24 protein-coding genes are annotated in these 21,717 nt (G+C 52.0%); 6 read left to right on the forward strand and 18 right to left on the reverse strand.

All coding sequences use genetic code 11. The features are described from left to right. Positions 1–185: 185 nt before the first annotated feature. The 16 genes from nadA to VMX96_10110 all read right to left on the reverse strand — a co-directional run bounded on the left by nadA (position 186) and on the right by VMX96_10110 (position 12,021). On the reverse strand, positions 186–1,109 hold the full coding sequence (nadA, locus tag VMX96_10035) for a quinolinate synthase NadA (GenBank protein ID HUU64237.1): 924 nt from the start codon (positions 1,107–1,109) through the stop codon (positions 186–188). Then, on the reverse strand, positions 1,102–1,890 hold the full coding sequence (gene fdhD, locus VMX96_10040) for a formate dehydrogenase accessory sulfurtransferase FdhD (protein HUU64238.1): 789 nt from the start codon (positions 1,888–1,890) through the stop codon (positions 1,102–1,104). The genes nadA and fdhD overlap by 8 nt, the downstream gene beginning before the upstream one ends. Further along, positions 1,878–2,333: an MOSC domain-containing protein gene (locus tag VMX96_10045; protein ID HUU64239.1), complete on the reverse strand. Its 456-nt coding sequence runs from the start codon at positions 2,331–2,333 to the stop codon at positions 1,878–1,880. The genes fdhD and VMX96_10045 overlap by 13 nt, the downstream gene beginning before the upstream one ends. Positions 2,334–2,549: 216 nt before the next feature. Then, positions 2,550–2,792 (reverse strand): DUF1573 domain-containing protein, encoded by a 243-nt coding sequence (locus tag VMX96_10050; GenBank protein ID HUU64240.1) that lies wholly within the window; start codon positions 2,790–2,792, stop codon positions 2,550–2,552. Between the two features lie 174 nt (positions 2,793–2,966). Continuing rightward, complete coding sequence (locus VMX96_10055) at positions 2,967–3,419, reverse strand: CoA-binding protein (protein ID HUU64241.1); 453 nt, start codon at positions 3,417–3,419, stop codon at positions 2,967–2,969. After that, positions 3,400–4,467 carry an AIR synthase family protein gene (locus VMX96_10060; protein HUU64242.1) on the reverse strand — a complete coding sequence of 356 codons (1,068 nt, stop codon included), beginning with the start codon at positions 4,465–4,467 and terminating at the stop codon, positions 3,400–3,402. The genes VMX96_10055 and VMX96_10060 overlap by 20 nt, the downstream gene beginning before the upstream one ends. Next, complete coding sequence (gene nifU / locus VMX96_10065; protein HUU64243.1) at positions 4,451–4,843, reverse strand: Fe-S cluster assembly scaffold protein NifU; 393 nt, start codon at positions 4,841–4,843, stop codon at positions 4,451–4,453. Before nifU ends, VMX96_10060 begins: the two co-directional genes overlap by 17 nt. A 7-nt stretch (positions 4,844–4,850) precedes the next feature. Further along, a complete protein-coding gene (gene nifS, locus VMX96_10070) occupies positions 4,851–6,017 on the reverse strand; it encodes a cysteine desulfurase NifS (GenBank protein HUU64244.1) in 1,167 nt (388 codons plus the stop codon). 3 nt (positions 6,018–6,020) lie between these two features. Beyond that, positions 6,021–6,224, reverse strand: coding sequence for a MoaD/ThiS family protein (locus tag VMX96_10075; GenBank protein HUU64245.1), 204 nt, complete (start codon positions 6,222–6,224; stop codon positions 6,021–6,023). A gap of 262 nt (positions 6,225–6,486) precedes the next feature. Further along, positions 6,487–6,729 (reverse strand): NIL domain-containing protein, encoded by a 243-nt coding sequence (locus VMX96_10080; GenBank protein HUU64246.1) that lies wholly within the window; start codon positions 6,727–6,729, stop codon positions 6,487–6,489. Positions 6,730–6,778: 49 nt separating this feature from the next. Then, positions 6,779–8,008: a threonine synthase gene (locus VMX96_10085; protein HUU64247.1), complete on the reverse strand. Its 1,230-nt coding sequence runs from the start codon at positions 8,006–8,008 to the stop codon at positions 6,779–6,781. A 30-nt stretch (positions 8,009–8,038) separates the two neighbouring features. Beyond that, positions 8,039–9,178 carry a PLP-dependent aspartate aminotransferase family protein gene (locus VMX96_10090; protein HUU64248.1) on the reverse strand — a complete coding sequence of 380 codons (1,140 nt, stop codon included), beginning with the start codon at positions 9,176–9,178 and terminating at the stop codon, positions 8,039–8,041. A 120-nt stretch (positions 9,179–9,298) separates the two neighbouring features. After that, positions 9,299–9,757, reverse strand: a complete 459-nt coding sequence (locus VMX96_10095) for a hypothetical protein (GenBank protein HUU64249.1) — start codon at positions 9,755–9,757, stop codon at positions 9,299–9,301. Between the two features lie 86 nt (positions 9,758–9,843). Further along, the gene (cysE, locus tag VMX96_10100) at positions 9,844–10,566 is read right to left on the reverse strand and encodes a serine O-acetyltransferase (protein HUU64250.1); all 723 of its coding nucleotides are present in this window, start codon (positions 10,564–10,566) and stop codon (positions 9,844–9,846) included. Positions 10,567–10,596: 30 nt separating this feature from the next. Then, entirely contained in the window at positions 10,597–11,547 is a 951-nt protein-coding gene (cysK, locus tag VMX96_10105; GenBank protein HUU64251.1) for a cysteine synthase A, read from the reverse strand. Positions 11,548–11,577: 30 nt separating this feature from the next. After that, positions 11,578–12,021: an Rrf2 family transcriptional regulator gene (locus VMX96_10110; GenBank protein HUU64252.1), complete on the reverse strand. Its 444-nt coding sequence runs from the start codon at positions 12,019–12,021 to the stop codon at positions 11,578–11,580. A gap of 235 nt (positions 12,022–12,256) precedes the next feature. On the opposite strand from VMX96_10110, the gene VMX96_10115 reads away from it, so the two are divergent. From VMX96_10115 to VMX96_10140, 6 genes are all read left to right on the forward strand, one after another. Continuing rightward, positions 12,257–12,541: a 4Fe-4S binding protein gene (locus VMX96_10115; GenBank protein HUU64253.1), complete on the forward strand. Its 285-nt coding sequence runs from the start codon at positions 12,257–12,259 to the stop codon at positions 12,539–12,541. A gap of 958 nt (positions 12,542–13,499) precedes the next feature. Continuing rightward, entirely contained in the window at positions 13,500–13,727 is a 228-nt protein-coding gene (locus tag VMX96_10120; protein ID HUU64254.1) for a hypothetical protein, read from the forward strand. A 141-nt stretch (positions 13,728–13,868) separates the two neighbouring features. Beyond that, complete coding sequence (locus tag VMX96_10125; protein ID HUU64255.1) at positions 13,869–16,283, forward strand: pyruvate formate lyase family protein; 2,415 nt, start codon at positions 13,869–13,871, stop codon at positions 16,281–16,283. Between the two features lie 10 nt (positions 16,284–16,293). Then, on the forward strand, positions 16,294–17,220 hold the full coding sequence (locus VMX96_10130) for a glycyl-radical enzyme activating protein (protein HUU64256.1): 927 nt from the start codon (positions 16,294–16,296) through the stop codon (positions 17,218–17,220). Between the two features lie 25 nt (positions 17,221–17,245). After that, complete coding sequence (locus VMX96_10135) at positions 17,246–17,665, forward strand: pyridoxamine 5'-phosphate oxidase family protein (GenBank protein ID HUU64257.1); 420 nt, start codon at positions 17,246–17,248, stop codon at positions 17,663–17,665. Between the two features lie 728 nt (positions 17,666–18,393). Continuing rightward, positions 18,394–18,612 carry a hypothetical protein gene (locus VMX96_10140; protein ID HUU64258.1) on the forward strand — a complete coding sequence of 73 codons (219 nt, stop codon included), beginning with the start codon at positions 18,394–18,396 and terminating at the stop codon, positions 18,610–18,612. Positions 18,613–18,669: 57 nt separating this feature from the next. Here VMX96_10140 and VMX96_10145 read toward each other — a convergent pair whose 3' ends face one another. Further along, positions 18,670–19,665 carry a 4Fe-4S binding protein gene (locus tag VMX96_10145; GenBank protein ID HUU64259.1) on the reverse strand — a complete coding sequence of 332 codons (996 nt, stop codon included), beginning with the start codon at positions 19,663–19,665 and terminating at the stop codon, positions 18,670–18,672. A gap of 260 nt (positions 19,666–19,925) precedes the next feature. Then, positions 19,926–21,659 (reverse strand): NAD(P)/FAD-dependent oxidoreductase, encoded by a 1,734-nt coding sequence (locus VMX96_10150; GenBank protein ID HUU64260.1) that lies wholly within the window; start codon positions 21,657–21,659, stop codon positions 19,926–19,928. Positions 21,660–21,717: the final 58 nt, after the last annotated feature.

Below are 21,717 nucleotides of genomic sequence, written 5' to 3' on the forward strand. Positions count from 1 at the left end.
GATTTCAAGATTTCTGTGATATGGTTGTGATGTCTTTGTGATGTACGAACCACCCCACCTCTTACTAGCTCTGCACCCTTTCCAGCAACTCTTGCGTCCTGCGCTACCGCTAGTCCAATCCCTTCTCGAGGAAAATATCTTGGGACCCTTCCAGCGTCTTCTTTACAAGTACAATGAGACCCCTTTCATGATACCTCCAGCATCTTATCCACGGCGGCCTTTGCTATGAGGCGAACTTCCTCCGGAACCTTAACCTCAGGTGCCATCTCCTCAAGGGACCAGAGAACGTTCTCCAGGGTGATGAGCTTCATTCGGGGGCAGACCGCCTGCTCGGAGGCGGGGATAAATCTCTTATCCGGGTTTTCCTTTCGCAGTCGATGTAGTATTCCAATTTCAGTCCCCACAATCACCTCTGCGGCCGTAGTGTTACGTGCAAATCTACATATGCCCCCGGTGCTCAGGACCTCATCGGCAAGGGTGATCACCTCCGGCCTGCATTCAGGGTGCACCACCACCTTAGCCCGGGGATGCTCCTGCTTTAGCCTGATGATGTCCTGCGACTTTATCCGAGTATGGGTAGGACAAAAGCCAGGCCAGAGGATCATCTCCCTCCCCGTCCTGGTGGAGATATAATGACCCAGATATTGATCGGGTATAAATAGAATCTCTTTCTTCTCGGGCAACCTCTCGACGATCCTGACTGCGTTGGCAGAGGTGCAGCAGACATCCGATTCCGCCTTGACCTCAGCGGTGGAGTTGACGTAGCAGACAACCGTAGCCCCCGGGTGCTCTTTCTTTTTCTGTCGCAGCCCTTCGGCGGTAATCATATCGGCCATAGGGCAGCCGGCATGAATATCCGGCAGCAGGACTTTTTTATCGGGGCAGAGGATGGATGCTGTCTCCGCCATGAAAAGAACCCCGCAGAATACGATCACCGCAGCACCTGTCTGGGCCGCCTTCTGGCTCAATTCCAGGGAATCGCCCACGAAGTCCGCGATGTCCTGGATTTCGCCCAGTTGATAGTTATGGGCGAGAATAATGGAATTTCTTTCCTTCTTCAGGCGCAGAATTTCCTCTAGTAGACTGGCATCGCTATCTAAACTACTTATCACCGATCACCCTCCAGCCCTCGGTGTAGACATTCATTTTCTTTCCCCTGACAAAGCCGATAAGAGTCACACCTAGACGGGCAGCCAGATCAACTGCCAGGTCTGTAGGCGTAGATTTGGAAATGACTATGGGGATATTCCTTCTCGCTATCTTCAGTACTACCTCTGAGGAAATCCTGCCGCTAGATATTATCATCCGGTCATCTGTGGGCATATCTTCCAGAATGCACCTGCCGAAGATTTTGTCGATGGCATTGTGCCTTCCTATGTCCTCGGCGAAGATCAGGATGTTCTTTGTATCACACAGGGCAGCGCTATGAACCCCGTGCGTTGCTCTATAAATCTGGGAGCTCTGCTGAAACTCTTTTGCCAGGGCAAATACCTCACTAGCTGATATGCTCATCTCAGACTTCACCTTCGCCTGATTTGTTGTATCGGCAGCGCGATAAAAAGAGGCCCCGCTGCCGCAACCGGAGGTGATAAGCCGCTTGAATATAAGCTCCGTGGCCCCTCCCATATCCCCTTCAGTTTCCACACGCACCACGCCCCTGCGATCATCGAGGACAATTTTCCTGATGTCTCCCTTATGTTGTATCAAACCCTCAGAGGACAGAAAACCAACAGCCAGATACTTCAGGTCTTTCGGGGTGCATAACAGGGTTACCAGTTCCTGGTTGTTTAAAATAATTGTAAGGGGAAATTCCCTGGCGACCACGTCCTCGACCTCGCGCTTACCATCCTCAGTAATACGCAGTATACTGAACTCCCTTAGCTCTTCCATGATCCTACTATATCTACCTCTATAGGGTCTCCAATCCTTGCCACGCCGCCGTGAATCACCCTGGCGAATATCCCCTCCGTTGGCATAACACATACACCTGCCTGCCGGTAGATCGCGCACGGATTATGGCACTCCTTGCCAATCTGCGTAATTTCCAATGTAATTTCTTTCCCTATTGATATTCTGGTACCTATGGTCAAAGATACCAGATCAATTCCCTCGGTGGTAAGGTTTTCAGCGAAATCACCAGGACCTACGGTGAGACCGAGCGCTCGCATCTTGTCGATGCTCTCCTGGGCCAATAGGCTTACCTGGCGATGAGTACAGCAATCGGCGTGGGCATCACCAACGAGCCCATAATCCTCCTGGAGGACTCCTTTGTTTTGTTCTTTCTTCCTGGTGCCCTTCTCCTTGCTTGTACAAACGGCAATTATTCTAGACACATCTTCACCACCCAGTTAATCTCATTCCGCCGGTTCAAAGTAAGAGCTGAGATAGAGGATCTTTTCTGGTTCAACGGGATCGTTTGATTTCACCGTAATCTTGAACAGATGCGGGCCAGCCACCTTCATTTCTTGCACTGTAGGCACTGTCACTCGCACAGTGCTTTCATCACCGGGTTGCAATGTTGTAGGACCTACAACTTTAGGTGGGCCCGGTCAGCATCCTTCCAGAGTCTTTATCTTTACATCATCTATGATAAGCCGTGCATCGCCCACATTTGTAAAATTGAAACTATAGTCTACTGCAACACCCGGGGGTATTACTCCCAAGTCGACAGTTTCTTGGTCGAAGTGTATCCGTGGCTCGCCAGTCGAGGGCTCACTATCGTCGCAGGCAGTCAACCCCAGTGCTACCAATAGTAACACGCTTAGGATTGATATTGGGACAATACGCTTCATCTTTCCACCTCCATAAGTATTTGGTTCTATTATTATTTGTCACACTGTTGTCGGTATCAACAATTCAACTTGGCTAGAAGCTTCATATAAGACCGCGGCGCCAGCCTCACGCATTCCTTCGATCAAATGGTTCAGCATTCTTATCCTCCCAGGCCCCCTTTACGTAAGCTGGAATTAATGGCTACTACTTTCATTTTGACCTCCCCATTTTTGGTGCTCCTTAAACATACACTTATCCATAACTACCAGGAGCCCGGCCTCTTTAGCTCGGGTCGCGGCCCTCTCATTTATCACTCCCTCCTGCAGCCACACCGCCTTGGCCCCTATTTTTATCGCCTCCTCCACAATGTCCGGAACCTCTTCAGAGCGACGGAAGACGTCTACCACGTCCACTGGTTGGGGGATTGAGCCGAGGTCAGCGTAACTAGGCTCTCCCAGTATCTCCTTATGCTGAGGGTTCACTGGGATTATCCTATACCCGTGCTCTTTCAAGTAACTCGCTACCCGATAGCTGGGGCGATCATGATTTGGAGAAAGCCCGACCACAGCAATAACTCGGCTGGATTTCAGGATTTCCTGTTCTGTACTCACAGTCCGCCTCCTTTGCTTACCTCTCCACACTGGCATGTCTTTCAAGAGCGCTATAGAAGGCGTTCCAGAAGGGGTCTACCCTGGGGTGCTCCAGCCTCCTCTCCTTTCCCTCTTCCACCAGGATCATGCCATGACCCTGATCTATCAGTTCCCCAACAATAGATGCGGCGATCCCTTTTCGTGTTAGCTCCTTGACCACTTCCTGAGCCTTGTACTCACGACAGGTGATGATCAATGTCCCCTCGCTGATGGCAGCATAAGGGTCGAGGTCAAAATACTGGCATACCTCCCTTACACACTCCTCGACCACGATCTTTTCCCTCACCACTCTCGCCCCTAAATCCGCTGCTTGAGCGATCTCGTATAGACCACCCCATATGCCACACTCGGTAGCATCGTGCATCGCGGTGACCCCAGCATCCCTCACCCCTACGCTCACTGCGGTCATTGCGTCCTCCACTACCGACATCTTGTAAAATATCTCCTGTGCCCGTTGGCTGAAGCCAGCCCCGAATTCCTTTTCTATTAGCTTGGGAAACATGGTAGCGAAGATACCCGTTGCCTCGATGGCTGGCCCCTTGGTGACTATTATCTTGTCTCCGGCCTTCGCCATCTTGGGGGTAACGTATTCATCCTTTTCACCCACGCTGAGCACCGTGGCTCCACCCACCATGGGGTAATGGCAGTTTTCGTATCGGGCGGTATGACCGCAAACGATGGAGATACCCAACTTCTCGCACTCTCTATGCATCGTATCCCAGACTATATCCAACTCTCCTTTGGTCATCTCCATGGGGAGGTTTAGGTCTATGGCCATGAAGCATGGTTTCAGTCCACTGGTCACCGCATCTGAAGCTAGAATATGAATGGCAAACCAGGCAGCCCGCTCCCACCCATATTCGGGGACGATAAATACCGGGTCAGTGGTCAGCGCCACCGCCTTGTCTCCAATCTCCACGATGCCGACGTCTACACCGTGCTGGGGTCCTATGAGAACGCATTCGCTCTTGGCACCCAGGCGTGGGAATATCAACTCACTGAAGATTTCGGGTGAGATCTTGCCGATCTCAGGGAGTTCGCTCACCTTCACCTCCTTTCGATTTATTTAGATAATCATCTATGGCGGATTTAAGCGCTTCCTCGGCAAGGACAGAGCAGTGCATCTTAATCGGTGGCAGCCCACCCAGGGCCTCGGCCACCGCCCGATTTGATATTTTAAGCGCTTCCTCCACGCTCTTCCCCTTCACCAGTTCGGTGACCATGCTGCTGGTGGCAATGGCCGCACCACAGCCAAAGGTTTTAAATTTGGCATCTACGATGGTACCATCCTCTACCTTGATGTATAGCTCCATGATATCGCCGCACACCGGGTTCCCCACATGCCCTATACCGTCAGGGTTGTCTATTTCCCCTACGTTCCTGGGATTCATGAAGTGCTCCATCACCTGCTCGCTGTACATAACTCACCTATATGCCGCTCTTTAACATTGGGGACATAGCGCGCAGCTTGGTAATAATTCTCGGTAATACCTCGAGGACGCGGGCGATATCCTCTTCAGTTGTCTCCCGACCCAGGCTAAACCGGAGCGAGCCATGGGCCAGCTCATGGGAGAGCCCCATCGCCAGAAGCACGTAGGAGGGCTCAAGGCTGCTGGAACTGCAGGCAGAGCCGGTGGAGGCAGCGATCCCTTCAAGATCCAGATTGAGCAGCATCGATTCCCCCTCCACAAACTCAATGCTCACATTGACATTATTGGGCAGCCTCTGTGTGGGATGGCCGTTAAGACGGATGTGCTCTATCTGCTCCACAAGACCTTTTATCAGTTTGTCACGAAGGTAAATCAGGCGTTTCGCTTCGGTTTCAATCTCCCCCTGCGCTATCTCCGCCGCCTTGCCAAAGCCAACAATCGCGGGGACGTTCTCGGTGCCCGCCCGACGCCTTCGCTCTTGCTCCCCGCCATGCATGAAGGGGATGAGCTTGGCGCCCTTTCTGATGTATAGCGCTCCCACTCCTGTGGGCCCGTAGAGTTTGTGGGCCGACATCGCCAGCAGATCGATGCCCAGCTCATCCACCTTTACCGGGATATGCCCCACTGCTTGCACCGCGTCGGTATGAAAATATATCCCTTTCTCCCGAGCGATCTTACCGATCTCCGCTATCGGCTCTATGGTCCCTACCTCATTGTTGGCATGCATCACCGAGATCAGGATGGTCTTATCGCTGATCGCCTTTTTAACATCCTGGGGATCCACCAGGCCATAGCTATCTACGGGAAGGTAGGTTACTTCAAACCCGCGCTTCTGGAGGAACTTGCAGGTCTCCATGACAGCGGGGTGCTCGATGGTGGTGGTGATGATGTGGTTGCCTTTGCCCTCATTGGCATAGGCGATCCCTTTTATAGCGAAATTGTCCGCCTCCGTCCCCCCGCTGGTGAATACAATCTCTTCGCTTCTGGCGCCCACAAGGGCAGCGATTTTATCCCTTGACTCCTCCACAACCGCCTTTGCCTCCTGGCCAAAGGAATGGATGCTGGAGGGATTGCCAAAGACATCGCTGAGATAGGCCAGCATCGCCTCAACCACCTCAGGGTGCGTGGGCGTTGTAGCAGCGTAATCGAGGTAAATCCTTCTCACGTATTATCCTCCAGAAACTGCAAGCAAGATTAAGAGTTCATCGCCATCGTTTAATAATTCATCGACGGAAGCCTGCTTTCCATTGATAAAAATATGAACGTGAGTGGCCACCTCCCCCTGCTTGTTATAGAGCCATCGCCTCAAGGACGGGAATTGAGCTGTCAGGTTTGTAAGGCACTCCAAGGCATCATTCGCTTTTACCTCCATCACCTCTTATCCACTGGTGAATTGGCGTAGTATGGAAGGAATCTTCACCTTGACGCTCATTTTTACTTCTCCCTTGCTTTTAGTATCGCAGAAGCGCTAATATCAGCCTTTATAACCTGCTTCTGCCGCATACGCTACAGTTAGGACTCCTGATTAGATCGACAAAGGTAAATTCCATCGTCTCACCTTTACCCCTCCTCACCGAAGCCTGGGTATAGTATCTGCCGTTCATATCTGACCAGATCGCTATCGGTCAGCGTGTTCAGCCCTCCACTACGTCGCCGGTGACAGGGTCGACCCTCACCCCCTTGGCAGTCACCCAGGCGATCCCCTGCTCGATGTCTTTTTCTTCCCCCTCCAGTTCTAGTACTACCCAGCCCTTATCCTCGGATACATCGGCGCGGCGGATATTGGTCATCACCTTGAACTGAACACCAAGGTTGTAGATAATAGGTTCACCGATCAACTCCTGGGGAAAGGTAAACATTACTCGTCTCTTTGCCATATTATCCTCCTATTCCATATTCCGTAGAACAGGTTAAAATTTAATGGGCTCAAACTGTAACCCGTTCACCGAGTACCTCCTCAAAGGACTCGAGGGCGGGCTGGATGATGAGGGGCTTAACAGCGTCTGATACCACTTCCTGAGTTTTGAGTCCGGCGCCGGTTATAAAAGCTACTGTTAGCTCGTCTTTCTTGATCGTCCCTGAAGCCGCAAGCTTCTTCAGCCCTGCCACCACCACGCCGCCCGCAGTCTCGGCAAAGATACCTTCGGTTTGAGCCAGGAGCTTCATCCCAGCGACAAGTTCCTCATCGGTGACAGCACAGGCGGCACCCCCTGACTGTCTGGCAACCCTCAAAGCATAATAGCCATCAGCGGGGTTTCCAATAGCTATGGACTTAGCGATGGTATTTGGCTTTACCGGGTGTACATGAAGAGAGCCTGCTTCAAAGGCATTGACAATGGGTGAGCAGCCAGCAGCCTGTGTGAGGTACATATGAGTATTAACCGGTTCGATTAAGCCCAGCATAGATAGTTCATCCAAGCCCTTCCATATCCTGGTAAAGAGGAGACCCGAAGCGGATGGAGCCACCACGCACTGCGGGGCACGCCATCCCAACTGCTCTGCCACCTCATACGCTAGTGTCTTACTTCCCTCAGCGTAGTAGGGGCGGAGGTTGATATTGATGAAACCCCAGTTATATCTCTCCGCCACCTTGGTGCATAGGCGGTTGACATCGTCATAGCTCCCGTCAACCGCTATCAAAACCGGGTTATAGATTGCTATTCCCACCAGCTTGCCCTGCTCCACATCAGAGGGAACGAAAACATAGGACTTCATATTTGCCTGAGCGGCATGAGCAGCCACGCTAGCGGCGAGGTTGCCTGTTGAGGCGCAGGCTACAGTGTCAAATCCGAACTCCCGCGCCTTGGTGATCGCCACCGAGACCACCCGATCCTTGAAAGAGTATGTCGGATTCAGGCAATCATTCTTGATGTAGAGCTGCTCCAGTCCCAACTCCCGCCCCAGGTTATCGGCTTTGACCAGAGGGGTAAAGCCGGTGCCGATATCCACCACCTCGCTTTCCACCGGCAGTAGGTCACTATAGCGCCACATGCCCACCGGCCCGCTTGACAGCCTCTTCCGGCTCACAGTCTTAGACATGGACTTGTAATCATAGATTACCTCCAGCGGGCTGAAGCAGAAATCACACAAATTGATAGGCTCCGCTGGATACTCCCGCCCGCACTTTCGGCAACTTAACGCTCTAACATAGGACACTTATCTTCGCTCCTTATTTTAAACCTCTATCTAGGATTCCAATGCCTGCGCTAAATCCTCAATTAAATCATCAACGTTTTCTAAGCCCACAGATAGCCTGATTAGACTATCTGTAATCCCTACGCCCCTTCTCACCTTTTCTGGCATCGAGGCATGGCTCATGGTCGCCGGGTGCTCCACGAGGGAGTCGACACCGCCAAGGGACTCTGCCAGGGAGAAGATGGTGACGCTTCTCAGAAATGAATTGGCAGCCTCAATCCCACCCTCAATTTCAAAAGAGACCACGCTGCCAAATCCCTCCATCTGCCTCACGGCAATCTCATGCCCAGGGTGTGATTTAAGCCCGGGATAAAAGACCTTCTTCACCTTGGGTTGTTTTTCAAGATAAGCTGCAACCTGAGCCGCATTCTCCTCATGCCGCATCATCCTCACCGGAAGGGTCTTGATTCCCCTCAGCACCAGCCAACAATCGAATGGGGAGGCGCAGGTTCCCAGCGCATTAAGAAGAAACTGAACCCTATCGGTTAATTCATCGGTGGTGGTTACCACCGCCCCACCAACAACATCGCAGTGCCCGTTAAGGTACTTGGTCGTGGAATGAACCACTAGATCGACGCCGTACTCGATGGGTCTCAGGAAATAGGGGGTGAGAAAGGTATTATCCGCCGCCGTCATCAGATTATGTCTTCTGGCAATGTCAACCACCATCTCAATATCAACGATGTTCAGTAGTGGGTTGGAGGGGGTTTCTATCCATATCATCCTGGTATTGGGCCTTATCGCATCCTCGATCCTTTCCCCATCGTCCATTCTTAAGAAGGTGAACTCCAGCCCAAAGTCCTTCATTACCTCGTCAAAGAGTCTATAAGTGCCCCCATAGATATCATCCCCTGAAATCACGTGATCGCCTGCCTTGAGAAGGTGCATGACAGTTGTCTCCGCAGCCATCCCGGTGGCAAAAGCGAAGCCAGCCTTCCCTCCCTCAAGTTCAGCAATACAATTCTCCAGTGCCTTCCTGGTGGGATTTGCTGTTCGGGAGTAGTCATAGCCCCTTGTTACCCCCACATCCTTGAATACAAAGGTCGATGTCTGGTAGATCGGTGTAGCCAGGGCACCGGTTATAGGGTCTGGCTCCCTCCCGGAATGGATGGCCAATGTCTCAAATCTCATCTCATTTTCCTCCAGTATCTAGCTTAAACCTCCCCAGAAGGAAGTCAACTCCAGAGAATGTAAGAACACCGGGCTAACCAAGACCAGCAGATAGACAGTCCGTTAGCGAAACAGTGCTTACTATATCCTGCGACGCAGCGCCAGTCCAGTTCCGCCAAGGGCAGCCGCCGTGACAAGCATAAACACACCAATGCCGATCAGCATTTGGGTGACACCAAAGCCCAGAACGGCAAGGTACAGGTAGTTCTCCATGTTTAATGCCTGGGCATAGCTCAAATGCTTAGGGTTTGTTGAGTTAAAGCCACCCCCACCCAGCAGCTCGTCGTAGCTCGAGGCTATTCCTCGCCGGTGCTCCCTTATAGTGTCGCCGGCAGCTTGGGCTTCCGCAGCCGAATCGACTAACTCACCGTTCGCCACCGCGGTCTCATCAAGGCCGAGAGTCACCTGCTCTATCCGCATGGCGTCCGCCATCCAATCGGCTTTAGTGACGCCCTGGACAATGAACATTACGCCCAAGGCGAAGGCGGCGACGCTCAGACCTAACACCACTATCCAGAGATATTTTGTTACAATAGACATGCCTTCCCTCCTTTGCAGCTTGATTTGGAATTACACTTAGCTAGTCTTAAAGTAGCTTCATGCAGATCACCTGCTAGAATGAGTGTCTATGTTCTCCCTCCATCGCTATATACCTCCTCGATTTTCAGCCTATCATTTTCTAAGTCCACCCCAACTGCTACAGGTTCAAGGTCTCTTAAGCCCTCTATCCTTCTTAGGCGCTCCTCTAAGCTCATTTGGTTCTCTAGGATGAGCCTGATTGTATCGTTAACGGGATCCGGCAGTCTGCCGTGTTCCAAATCCATGATCGGCTTTTTACGATCTCCTACTATTCGCCCCGGAACGCCCACCACGGTAGCCCCTGGGGGTACAGAGTCTACCACCACGGAATTGGCACCAACACGAGCCCCATCCCCCACAGCGATGGGACCGAGTAATATAGCTGAGGCACCGATAACCACATTGTCACCGATGGTTGGATGGCGTTTCCCCTTTTCCAGGCTAGTCCCACCCAGGACAACCCCCTGATAGAGCAGGACATTATCCCCGATCTCTGCCGTCTCCCCGATTACCACCCCTGATCCGTGATCAATGAAGAATCGTCTGCCGATCCTGGCGCCAGGATGGATCTCTATCCCCGTTAGAAAGCGATTAAAGTAGGAGAGCAGGCGTCCGAGAAATTTAAGATTATGGTTCCATACGAAATGGCTCAGGCGATGAAGCCATAAAGCATGCACTCCAGGATAGCAGAAGATGATTTCTACCCAGTTTCTGGCTGCTGGATCCTTGGCAGTAACTGTCTGTATATCTTCCTTTATGGTTCTAAACAAGCTGGTTTCCCCTTTTATTCTAACCATGCTCTATATATTCGGTATCGACCGAGTATTATCTTGGAAAAGCCAGGTAGTCAAATAGCGCTCACCGGTGTCGGGCAGAACAACCACGATAAGCTTGCTTTCGTTTTCCGGCCTCCTGGCCACCTCAAGCGCAACCCACGTTGCAGCACCCGAGGATATGCCAGCTAAGATCCCCTCTTCCCTAACCAGTCTTCGAGCCATTATCCCGGCATCTTCATTGGTAACCTGGATGATCTCATCGACCAGATCCCTTCTCAGTACTTCAGGTATAAATCCGGCACCAATGCCCTGAATCTTGTGGGGGCCAGGTTTGCCACCGGAGAGGACCGGCGAGTCCTTCGGCTCTACGGCAATAGCTTGAAACTCCGGCTTCCTCCCCTTGATTACCTCGGCAACCCCGGTAATGGTCCCCCCCGTCCCGATACCGGAAACCAGGATATCCACCCTGCCATCGGTATCCTCCCAGATCTCCTCAGCGGTAGTTTCGCGATGGGTCTGAGGGTTGGCCGGGTTTTTAAACTGTTGGGGCATAAAATAGTTGCGATTATTGGCCACCAGTTCCTCAGCCCTTCTAATTGCCCCGGGCATTCCCTCGGCTCCCGGGGTTAGTATCAGCTCTGCCCCGAAAGCTGCCAGAAGCTGCCTGCGCTCCAGGGACATGGTATCGGGCATGGTGAGAAGCAATCGGTAGCCCCTGGCAGCGCAGACAAAGGCAAGAGCGATACCCGTGTTTCCACTGGTAGGCTCGATGATCACAGTGTCTCCTTTGATCAACCCCGCCTTTTCGGCAGCCTCTATCATGGAGACACCGATCCTATCCTTCACGCTGCCACAGGGATTAAACGACTCCAGCTTTGCCACAACTTCTGAATTAAGTCCCTGGGTCACCTTGTTCAATCTGACTAGCGGTGTATTCCCGATTAATTGGGTGATATCACTGGCTATCTTTGACATTCGAAGTACCCCCATTATTGCAACTACAAATTATATGTAATACATTGCGGATTCGATCTTCTGCTTTTCCCCTTGCCGCTCAACCAAATCTCGCAAGGTTGTTGATTCTAAGACCTCTGCCATTGCTTTTTTCGTCTCTGCCCAGATATCACGAACTGCACAGATATTGGCACGGGAACATACACTAGGATCATCGACACATTCTACTGGAGCGATTGAACCTTCCAATACTTTGATGACTTCACTTAATACTATCTCTTGTGGCGGCTTACCCAGTGAGACCCCACCGTGTACTCCCCGAGTGCTCCGTAGCATTCCCACCGCTATAAGAGGAGCAATTATGTGCTCCAGGTAATGGAGGGAAATCTGCTGTCTTTGGGCAATAACTTTTAATTGCACCGGGCTTTCATTTTGATGAAGGGCGACGTCTAAGAGAGCCCTGGTTCCATATCGCCCCTTAGTAGAAATCTTCATTGTATCTACCTCTATAGTTAACTAAAAAAATCAACATAGTAAACTATATCATAAAGTATGAAAATTGTCAATAGTCTTGGAGGTTTCCTTTGCGTGGCTAAGTCCCTCCGAACCTGATTACTCAGCCAACTTACGGCTGGGATGATTGGCATTGGGGAAGTTCTTATGGTAGCGACGGTAAGGAAGCTTTTTAAAGACCTAGTAACAGCATAAGACATAATAACAGCATATTTATATGATAAAAGTCGCATTCCGCAAGGCGGCTCTGGTGATAGGATTACTACAGAGAGAGGCCGATAGAGTGGTTAAAATGCCGGTAATCGACTTAGAAAAGTGTAACGGATGTGGTTTGTGTATAAGTGTATGCAAATGTGGAGTCATAGTACTGGTTAATAACATTGTAACTATAATACGAAAAGAAAGGTGCATTCACTGCAACCGATGGTGTGCTCAATGCGAAGACGTGTGCCCTACCGGAGCGATAAGCTACCCCTTTGAAATAGTTATCGAGGAGCGCTAGCAACTCCTACCACCCTCTGTTCTTGTCTCTCACCACTTTATAAGCCTCAAGTGATGAGAACATCTCAACTAGTCAGAGAGTCGCGAGAAGAAAAAATTTCGAAGCTTTAATTTGGGAATAATCATGGGGAACTCTCCCCTTCATGAATCCTCTAATTCCGCATCTGAGTGGGCTTGGTGAGCCGTCGGTGATCCGAATTCGTGACACCCTGATCAGAAGTTAAGGATTCATTGTTTTGTATCTACAGAGGGTCTAAAATGCGATTTCGACACACCTTTTCACACTAAATAGTATAGAGCCCGCTTTCTGATGAAATGTTCAATCTAAAGGGCTCATACACTAACTAACTGGATGTATGTAAAAATAGTGCGGTAACTGAGATCAACTTATTTGCTCTAACCAAGCGCTATTTTGAAATGGTTGCCATTTTTGGCGAGATCCTTAGCCAGATAATCTCACAACCGCGTTCAGAACCTCGGCCGAACCCACAACCCGGCTGACGTGGCCCTTGCCAGTTGTGTCCTCCACGAGCACGATGTCACCCGGCCCAATGGTTCGCACCTCACCATCGCCAACTCCGACTTCGGCCTGGCCCGCAAGTTAAAACAGGAATTGTCGCTGCGGTGCCGGATGCAAGTCTCCATACCACCCAGGCGGGGCAGTAATAAAACCACACTTAGTGGCCGAGATAGACGATGAAACATTCAAAGGCATAGCCGGCGGAGCGAAGTCGGTCTCTTGAAATTCGACTTCTACATCTCTGAAATGCGACTCCCTGCTAGGTCTGCGTAAATGCGAATGTACTTCATACTATAATAACCTCCTGCGTGATTAAAAGCTGGAAGATAACACTTGTTAATACTGTGGATTATCATGTTTGGGACTATCGACTCTGTAAAGACCTTCCCACAATTGGCACAAGTTCGGTTCGACTATCGGCTACGTGTTACACATTCTTATGAACTATATAACCGTAAATGTTCTCCTCGGGGTAAAACGACATGTTAACCGCACCAGGATCGGTATGATATACTTACCATCGATAGCAGTTGATGATAGTGGGGGGTTTAGCGTTTTTCAAACTGATCACATACAAGTTCAACTTAACCTGGGTGAATTGGATTTCATTGAGAAAATGGCTGTATATACCGGGATGGGAATGGAAAAGCTGAGGGTTGCTGCTTAAGGATCTGCCAATGATGTCCGGATGCAGTTGCAGGCAAATATTCTCGGAGTTACTATAGGATATATTCTTATTGGAATAGGGAGGTTACAAGGTTCTCGGTGGTTGATTTCTTAGTTAGTAATGCTTCACCAAATGAGCCCCATGGCAATAAGAGAGGCGGGCGACAAGGGAGGAATGAAGAGTATGGCTGAGCAAAAGCTCTGGGAAGTATCAGATATGCTATCACCGAGGATAAGACGACTCAGGGAATACTATTTTCGGGATGAAGAGCGCGAATTCCAGAATAACGTAATGTCATTCACCACAGGTATACCCAACGATGTGGTCTATCAGATCCTCGATTTCATTTCGGTGCCTGATATGCTAGGAGGCGTGCTGTGGGCAAACAGGGATGGACTGGCAGCGATGGCGATCAAGTTGGACCTACCACCTGACTTCTGGGATCAACCTTTGATCATTAGAAAGGCGCTCTTCTTTCAGAGGGTACTCCAGGAGCTACCAGTTGACATACTCGAAGACGAGCTAATCGTTGGAGGTCAGTTCTGTGCCTCCCAATCAACCTGCCTCACCGATGGGGAGACCGAGGAATTCATAAGAATCGAGGCTGAGCTCATCGATAGGTCGGAGAGGATACTCAGCCTGGGCCTTTCATGCGGCGGCATAACCCCCGGCCATATCATCCAGAACCATGTCAAGGTGTTGCAAGAGGGCTTCAAGGGAATAAAAGAGGAGACGGAGAGGCATCTTGAGATGACCGCATCCGAAACGAAGAGGGAAGTCCTACGGGCGATAATCATCTGCTGCGATGCAACAGGCGAGTTCAGCCATCGCTATGCCGAGGAGGCGAGGAGGCTGGCCGGTGCTGAGACCAAAACTGGAAGAAATAAGGAACTTCTAAAGATCGCTGAGGTCTGTGACTGGGTGCCATATAATCCGGCTAGGACATTCCACGAGGCTCTACAGGCTACCTGGTTTTCCCACATGGTTGAGATGATCGCTGAGTCATACCCTGGACCCGGCATCTCCTACGGCAGACTCGACCAGTACCTGTATCCTTTCTATAAAAGGGATTTAGAAGAGGGGCGGCTGAGCAGAGATGAGATGAAGGAGCTTTTTCAGTGCTTCTCCATAAAGCACAACTATGCCTATGATTACCAGACGACTGGAGGGCCCCATGGCCGAAACGCAGGGTTTGGCCAGTTGATCACCCTTGGTGGTAAGGGACCCAACGGCGAGGATTTGACAAACGATTTGACCTATCTCGTTCTGGATTCATTCCAGGAGTTGAACATGCTGGAGCCCAAGCTAAACCTGAGGATTCATTCTGGGACGCCGAATGAGCTACTAATCAGGGTTTGCCAGATGATCCGCGACACTCAGGGCTCCCCCATGATACTTAACTTCGATAGCGTGGTAATTGAGGCCCTGGAGGGGGAGGGTATGTCTTATGAGGATGCCGTTGATTATGGCGTGGTCGGTTGTCTGGAAAACACGGCCCAGGGCAAGGATACCTCGGGCACGGTGGATGTGCATTTCAACGTTGCTAAGAGTTTGGAGCTGGCCCTGGACGAAGGCAAGGACTGGCGTACCGGGGAGTGGCTGGGGGTGGGGACCGGAGACCCCTTGGAGTTTGAAAGCTTCGAGCAGGTGATGCAGGCATATAAACGGCAGCTCAGCTCGACGATAAAGCACGTCACCGAGATAACATCGGCCTGCGATGCCCTGAGGGGCAAATACGTGCCCTGTCCATTCCTATCCGCTGTCGTAGATGGGTGTACAGAGAAGGGAAGGGATATAAGGGATGGTGGGGCGATCTATAACTTCACAACCTTCAATGGGGTGGGAATAGCCACAGCCGCAGATTCCCTGGCGGCGATAAAGAGGATCATTTTTGAGGATAAGAGGTTAACCATGGCGGAGCTACTAGAGGCTCTGCGCACCAATTTCGAGGGAAAGGAGGATGTACGCCAGATATTGATAACTAGGGCGCCCAAATTTGGAAACGATGAAGATTATGTTGATTCTATTGCCAGGGAGATATTCCGCTTCTGGTGTGGGGAGGTGAGCCAGTATGTAACCCCAACTGGAAAGAGGTTCAGGGCAGGATACCTTTCCTGGAATCATTTCATACATGACGGAGCCTTCACCGCAGCAACGCCAAATGGAAGGAGGGCAGGCGAGCCACTATCAAATGGAGCCTCGCCATCCCAGGGCTGCGATGTTAAAGGGCCAACCGCTGCCATGAAATCGGTGGCAAGATTGGGTTTTGACCTCCTCCCATCCGGAGCCTCCCATGTAATTACCATTAATCCCACTGCGCTGGAGACCGATGAACAACTGGATAAATTCGCCGCTCTGCTGATGACATATGATGAGCTTGGCGGCACCTCTCTTCAGTTCAACGTCATAGATGCGGAAACCCTGCAGGATGCTCAGAGAAACCCGGAGAGCTATCGCAACCTGCTGGTGAGGGTCACTGGATATAACGCCTACTTCGTGGGCCTGAGTCGTTCATTGCAGGATGAGATTATAGCTAGAATAGAACACAAGCTGTGAGAAGGGAAAGGTGAATCGCCAAGCACAGGAGGAAAAGGGCCTCATATTCAGCGTTCAGAGGTATTCAACAGAGGACGGGCCGGGGATCAGAACCACGGTCTTTATGAAGGGATGCCCTTTGAGATGCCTATGGTGCCACAATCCTGAGGGACAGGAGTCTTACCCCCAGATTGCATTTAACGGTAGCAGGTGTATCGGGTGTAAAGGCTGTGTGGATGCATGCCCTCAGGGTGCGATCACCTTTACTGCGGATGGACCACGGACAGACAGGGGAAGGTGCCAGAACTGTGGGAAGTGCGCCGAGGTATGCCCCACCGGGGCCAGGGAGCTTATCGGAAGGTATATGACCTCTGAGGAAGCACTTTCAGAGGTTGAGAGGGATATATTGTTCTATCGAAGTTCAGGTGGTGGTGTTACGGTGGGTGGTGGTGAACCAACGGCGCAACCTGGATTTCTGGTGGAGTTTCTAATGAAATGCCATGAAAAGGGCATACATACGGCGTTGGATACAAGTGGCCAGGTAAAGTGGAAGACTATGGAGGAAGTCCTGAAGCATGTCGATCTGGTGCTCTACGATATAAAACAGTTAGACCCTGCCAAACATGCAGATTGCAGCGAGGTTTCCAATAAGTTGATCCTGGAGAACGCGAGAAGGATATCTGGTAAAGGGATTCCTATGATCATCAGGGTGCCTGTGATCCCGGGATATACGGATGGGGAGAAAAATATCAGAGATATAACGAAATTTGTGAGCATCTTGGGGAGCGTGACCACGGTCGACCTGCTGCCCTTCCACCGGCTCGGAGAGCCAAAATACAAAAAACTGGACCGCAATTATGAATTTGAAGGCACTCAACCTCCCACTGACGAATATATGCAAGAGCTTAAACGGCTCGTAGAATCATTTGGATTACAGGCCAGAGTAGGGTCAAAGTAGCGGCTGATAAAAAGGAGGTGACCTCATGGCTAAGATGCCAAAGCAGGTTATGGACCTTATAAACGACCCAGATGCGGTCAAGTTCCTGGCCACCATTGATGATGAGGGAAAGCCTAACTGTGCCCTTATCGCCTCGCTATCGGCAGCAAGTGAGGATACCCTGATATTCGCAGACCTGATGATGAATAAAACTAAGAAGAACCTGATTAGCACAAGGAGGGTTGCGGCAACGGTCTATAAAGCCCCCTGGTCATCCTATCAGATAAAGGGAACCTTCGAGGGTTTTCAAAGCTCCGGTTTTCTCTACGACATGGCTCAAGCGCTTTCTAAGGAATCACCACTGCTCAAGGGCAAGGTATATTTCTACATCAAGCAGATAGGGGTAATAAAGGTTGACGAGGTCTATCTCTCACAGGTGCCGATACCGGGAAAGAGGATAGCCTGAATACAAGATAGAGGCGAGTTCACGATCTCGTGAGATTTTCCATGATCACCCTAGAAGGTTTGGCAACTGACCTCATAAACATCCACTGCGCTAGGGTACGTCCTGGCCACCGCACACTCCCTCTTTGACATAGCTGATTGTTGGGGCTAAAATAGCTATGAAAATGCGGGAGTAACTCAGCTGGTAGAGTCCCTGCCTTCCAATCAAGCCCTCTAGGCTCAAAGCTAGCGGATCGCGATTTAGCTACGAAATTCGGGTGACTAAGCAGGGACTCCTCTTGTTGGGGAAAGCTGGGGGAATGATCTCCATTTCTTACACTAATTTTGGCACCTCCTCATAGCGATTTGGGATCGAGGATATCATAGCAATTTAGGAACGGGATATCAATATAGGTTATCCTACCCAATATAAAACCGGATATCTAGTTAGATATCCGGTCTCTTTTTGTAATTAAATTGCACATTATGGACTTTGGTTTAATATGAGGTAGCCAGCGACTTGACACCTACAGGCGAATACGGTATCTGTATCGGCCATAAGCCATCACACGTCCGTGGGGAATAATTAGATATGTGGAATTTATTATAAAAAGAATATCGTCCATTACCACACAAGGGGAACACCCTTTAACAAAACAGTATTTTGAAAAGCAGGGTGAGGCGTGTGCTGCAGACGTTTATTATGGTCTAAGCCGGGAAATAGAGCGCTTAAACAAAAAACGGATTTATATGGAGGAAAAGCCCCTAGAGAGGCCGAACTACTCAAGCTTCGCCAAGTATTTTCACTGGTTTAAATTGTTGGGGCTTATAGAGCGCACCGATAGAAAGGAGCCTGCCATTTACGATTTTCTGGAGAAGCGTGTGTTCTACAGATTGACCGGCAAGGGTCAAGCCGAAGTGAGAACATGGGAGGACCCGGTAAGGGCAGCGCATCCCGTTGAACTCTAAACCGAATCGGCGAGGAAGTCGCTTACCCGCGCTGTGGGGCACGCCCAGTACCTAGGTCTACACCAACTTCATGGTTATCGCCTCAGGCTCGCAGACGACGGCACACAGGCCGCAGCCAAAGCACTTACCCTCATCGATCGTGGCCTTGAGCTTCTTGGACGGGGGAGAATCCTTCATTTCTATGGCCTCGAAGAAGCACCGCTCCACACAGTCCTGGCAGCCGGTACATAGATCCTGATCCACCTCGGCGCGAAAACGGCTCTTCTCCAGTATCTGTTCTATAGTACCGACCCTGATGCCGATAGCGAAGATATCACAGCAGTCCCGACAGCAATTGCATATTGCGGTGAGCCGCCCGGAGTTGCCAAAGGGCCACGTGTGAATCAGGCCTGCTTCCTCAGCCTCATCGGCGATGGCGACAGCCTCTTGCGTAGAGATCCTGCGGCCGGCGCCCCTGTTTATGGCGTATTCCGCTCCCCGGTTAAGTTGCAGGCAGACGTCAAGCGGGAGATCGCACTCCCTTATCGACCTGCGGCAGGTGCAGGACACCACCGCGATCGAGTCTGCCCCTTTGAGCAACTCCCTGATGTTCTCCTCGGGCAGAAGCTTACCGAGGTCCGGGCTGCGCTCCATGGCCTTCAAGGCAGGAAGCACCTTGATGAACTGCACATACGAGTCTCCCAAACCACCGGACATGGTCTGGAGCCACTCGCCATCCCGAAACTCCTTCCACAGGTCAAGAAGCTCGGTATCGATCCATTTCTCCGCGCTCGATAGGTTGGAATCGTGCAGCTGGGTCATATCGCGGGCGAAGCAAACCCCTTTGCTGGTGCGGATGGCCAGCCCCCGCTCCATAAACTCCTGTAGTTTGCGCTGCACCGCCTCTTCGTCCAGCCCCGATTTTTGGGCCAGCTCCGCGGGCTCCGCTGGCAGCTCGAGCAGCAGTCGCCCCTCCTCGGGGGTCACCAGCTTCTGCAATACGCGACGAAAACGCTCCGACTGGGGGTAGTTCAGCCTCGCCATCAACTCGGTATAGACATCGCTTGTTGCCACATTGACCTCCTTCAACTCTGCCGCCTTCTCTTCGCTTTCGCAGGCCTGGGCTTCGTGTCCCGGGCCTGCTTCTTGCCCAGCACCCGCTTCATCCGAAACCAGGACGGCGTGCGATATCCTTTCATGGCCCTACCACGATCTCCAGTAGTGTATTTCCCCCTGCTGGAGCTTGCGCCGTGGTCATATCGATCCTGGCAGCCTTTACCCTGATGAGGGGCGCTTCCGGCTAGCGGTCGTTTCTATTCTTTAGAGCTTCTTTACTAGGCTGACACCCTTCCCTCGCGGGGTACCGCCGATATCTTCCCCTTCTCCGGTACGTACCACGGCGACGGGTACCACCAGTCGCCGGGCTCGGCGACCCCGTCCTCGATGAGGATGTGCATCAGGTTATAGGGGATGGCCATCAGGCACAGCCCTCCGGGGTGCCCCGAGGTCTGGTGGCAATTATACAGCCCGTCGATGGGGGTGCGGTAGCGCGCCATCTCGGGTATTGGGCTGTTGGTCCACAGCTGGTCCTCGCAGTGGCGGCGGCCGCACCAGGTGCCCCCGATGAGGCCGGTGTTGCGAAGCTCCATTTCACGCGGGGTTGACGACCAGTGGTGGATGATGTTGTCGTCATCCATGCCTTCCAGCGCCTGGCTGTAGGCCTGGCGCACGTAGGCGTTTATCTCATCCTTGATCTTGTCCAGGGCCTCTGGCCCATCCACATGATGCTGTGGCGGGGTGAGACCTTGCATGAAGGGCGCCGATACATATCCCTTGGGGTGGTGGTGCTGGCAATCGGTGGGGTCGAAGGCCTGGGAGGGGCACAATAGCCACATCAGCCTCTCCGGCGGCAACGTCGGGTTGCCTTTATAGCTGTCCACATCCGCCACATTCTCAAGGTAGATCTCCCGCGAATCTGCGGGATAAGTTGTGCCGAAGGGGACATTGTTAGGACCAATTGCAACTTCTTCCATCGCTTTGAACTTGGCACGCCACTTGATGGGCTTGCGGGTAAAGAAGGTGGACACGAAGAGGCTGCCCCCCTTTATGCTGATATCATTGATCTTCTGCAGGAAGGCCCGATCCAGATGCTGCGGCCCGATGAGCTTCTGGAAGGTCTGCTTGACCTCACAGGCGGCGATCACCGCCTTGTCGGCCCAGATGGTCTTCTCCGCCACTGCGGCGTTGTCCCTGAGGCGCACGCCCACTGCCCGCCCGTTGCGGACGATGATCTCGTCCACCGGGCAGCAGGTGCGAATCACTGCGCCGTGGTCGATAGCACAGCGCATGATGGCGTGGAAATAGCCGTGCAGGCCGCCGCGAGGATAGCTCAACTTGCCGGTAAGCAGTAGCAGAACGACAGCGAGGAAGGCGGGGACCGCCACCCCCTCCCAGTGACCGGCAGCCCCCGACCCCCAGGCGGCAAACGCCAGCGTAACCTTGAGGGGCTCGGTCTCCATATGCTCGTCCATGAGGTCGAACATGGTCATGTCCCGCAGCTCCGGTGTCCACATGTCTGGCTGGTGCTGCTTGTAGACCTGCATGTAGGGCACGTTCTCATCCGTGACATCTACTTCAGGGGGGTGCGGCGGGCACCAGAAGGTGGCCCGCATCAGGTCCTTCATGAACGGGGGACTGCCGAGCAGTCCGGCAATCTTGCCGAAGCCCATAATGTCCTCTGGAGTTGGCGCAACCAGCCCTTCGCGGGTGGGCTGTCCAATGCGGCCCATAGAATTCTGCAGGTCTATCGGGCTCCACGACATGCGGAAGCCATATTTATGTAGCCCCAGCTGCTCGAAGCCCGGGGCCGGCGCGGCATACATCAGTTGCGCATGGGGATAGATACGCACGCCGGGTATGGGCTCGACGGTCTCACACGACCCGCCCGCCTCGTACCTTTCCTCCAGCACGCAGACGCTCAGCCCGCACTTGGCCAGGTATGCCGCTGTGGTGGTCCCGTTAGGCCCTCCACCGACAATAACAATGTCATACCGTTCTTCTGTGCTCATTTTTTACCTCCTCGTCCAGGGTTTGTAAAAAGGGCTAGGTTAGCCGAGATTTCCCAAT

The organism is Dehalococcoidia bacterium (assembly GCA_035528575.1).
Classification (GTDB): Bacteria; Chloroflexota; Dehalococcoidia; order E44-bin15; family E44-bin15; genus DATKYK01.

What these genes read in the sequence shown, in the direction of transcription:
- fdhD (HUU64238.1), bottom strand. Translation starts at nt 1,890, where the DNA reads ATGGAAGAGCTAAGGGAGTTCAGTATACTGCGTATTACTGAGGATGGT.
- VMX96_10050 (HUU64240.1), bottom strand. Translation starts at nt 2,792, where the DNA reads ATGAAGCGTATTGTCCCAATATCAATCCTAAGCGTGTTACTATTGGTA.
- VMX96_10055 (HUU64241.1), bottom strand. Translation starts at nt 3,419, where the DNA reads ATGCCAGTGTGGAGAGGTAAGCAAAGGAGGCGGACTGTGAGTACAGAA.
- nifU (HUU64243.1), bottom strand. Translation starts at nt 4,843, where the DNA reads ATGTACAGCGAGCAGGTGATGGAGCACTTCATGAATCCCAGGAACGTA.
- VMX96_10075 (HUU64245.1), bottom strand. Translation starts at nt 6,224, where the DNA reads ATGGAGGTAAAAGCGAATGATGCCTTGGAGTGCCTTACAAACCTGACA.
- VMX96_10080 (HUU64246.1), bottom strand. Translation starts at nt 6,729, where the DNA reads ATGGCAAAGAGACGAGTAATGTTTACCTTTCCCCAGGAGTTGATCGGT.
- VMX96_10090 (HUU64248.1), bottom strand. Translation starts at nt 9,178, where the DNA reads ATGAGATTTGAGACATTGGCCATCCATTCCGGGAGGGAGCCAGACCCT.
- VMX96_10095 (HUU64249.1), bottom strand. Translation starts at nt 9,757, where the DNA reads ATGTCTATTGTAACAAAATATCTCTGGATAGTGGTGTTAGGTCTGAGC.
- cysK (HUU64251.1), bottom strand. Translation starts at nt 11,547, where the DNA reads ATGTCAAAGATAGCCAGTGATATCACCCAATTAATCGGGAATACACCG.
- VMX96_10110 (HUU64252.1), bottom strand. Translation starts at nt 12,021, where the DNA reads ATGAAGATTTCTACTAAGGGGCGATATGGAACCAGGGCTCTCTTAGAC.
- VMX96_10115 (HUU64253.1), top strand. Translation starts at nt 12,257, where the DNA reads ATGATAAAAGTCGCATTCCGCAAGGCGGCTCTGGTGATAGGATTACTA.
- VMX96_10120 (HUU64254.1), top strand. Translation starts at nt 13,500, where the DNA reads ATGAACTATATAACCGTAAATGTTCTCCTCGGGGTAAAACGACATGTT.
- VMX96_10125 (HUU64255.1), top strand. Translation starts at nt 13,869, where the DNA reads ATGGCAATAAGAGAGGCGGGCGACAAGGGAGGAATGAAGAGTATGGCT.
- VMX96_10135 (HUU64257.1), top strand. Translation starts at nt 17,246, where the DNA reads ATGGCTAAGATGCCAAAGCAGGTTATGGACCTTATAAACGACCCAGAT.
- VMX96_10140 (HUU64258.1), top strand. Translation starts at nt 18,394, where the DNA reads ATGGAGGAAAAGCCCCTAGAGAGGCCGAACTACTCAAGCTTCGCCAAG.
- VMX96_10150 (HUU64260.1), bottom strand. Translation starts at nt 21,659, where the DNA reads ATGAGCACAGAAGAACGGTATGACATTGTTATTGTCGGTGGAGGGCCT.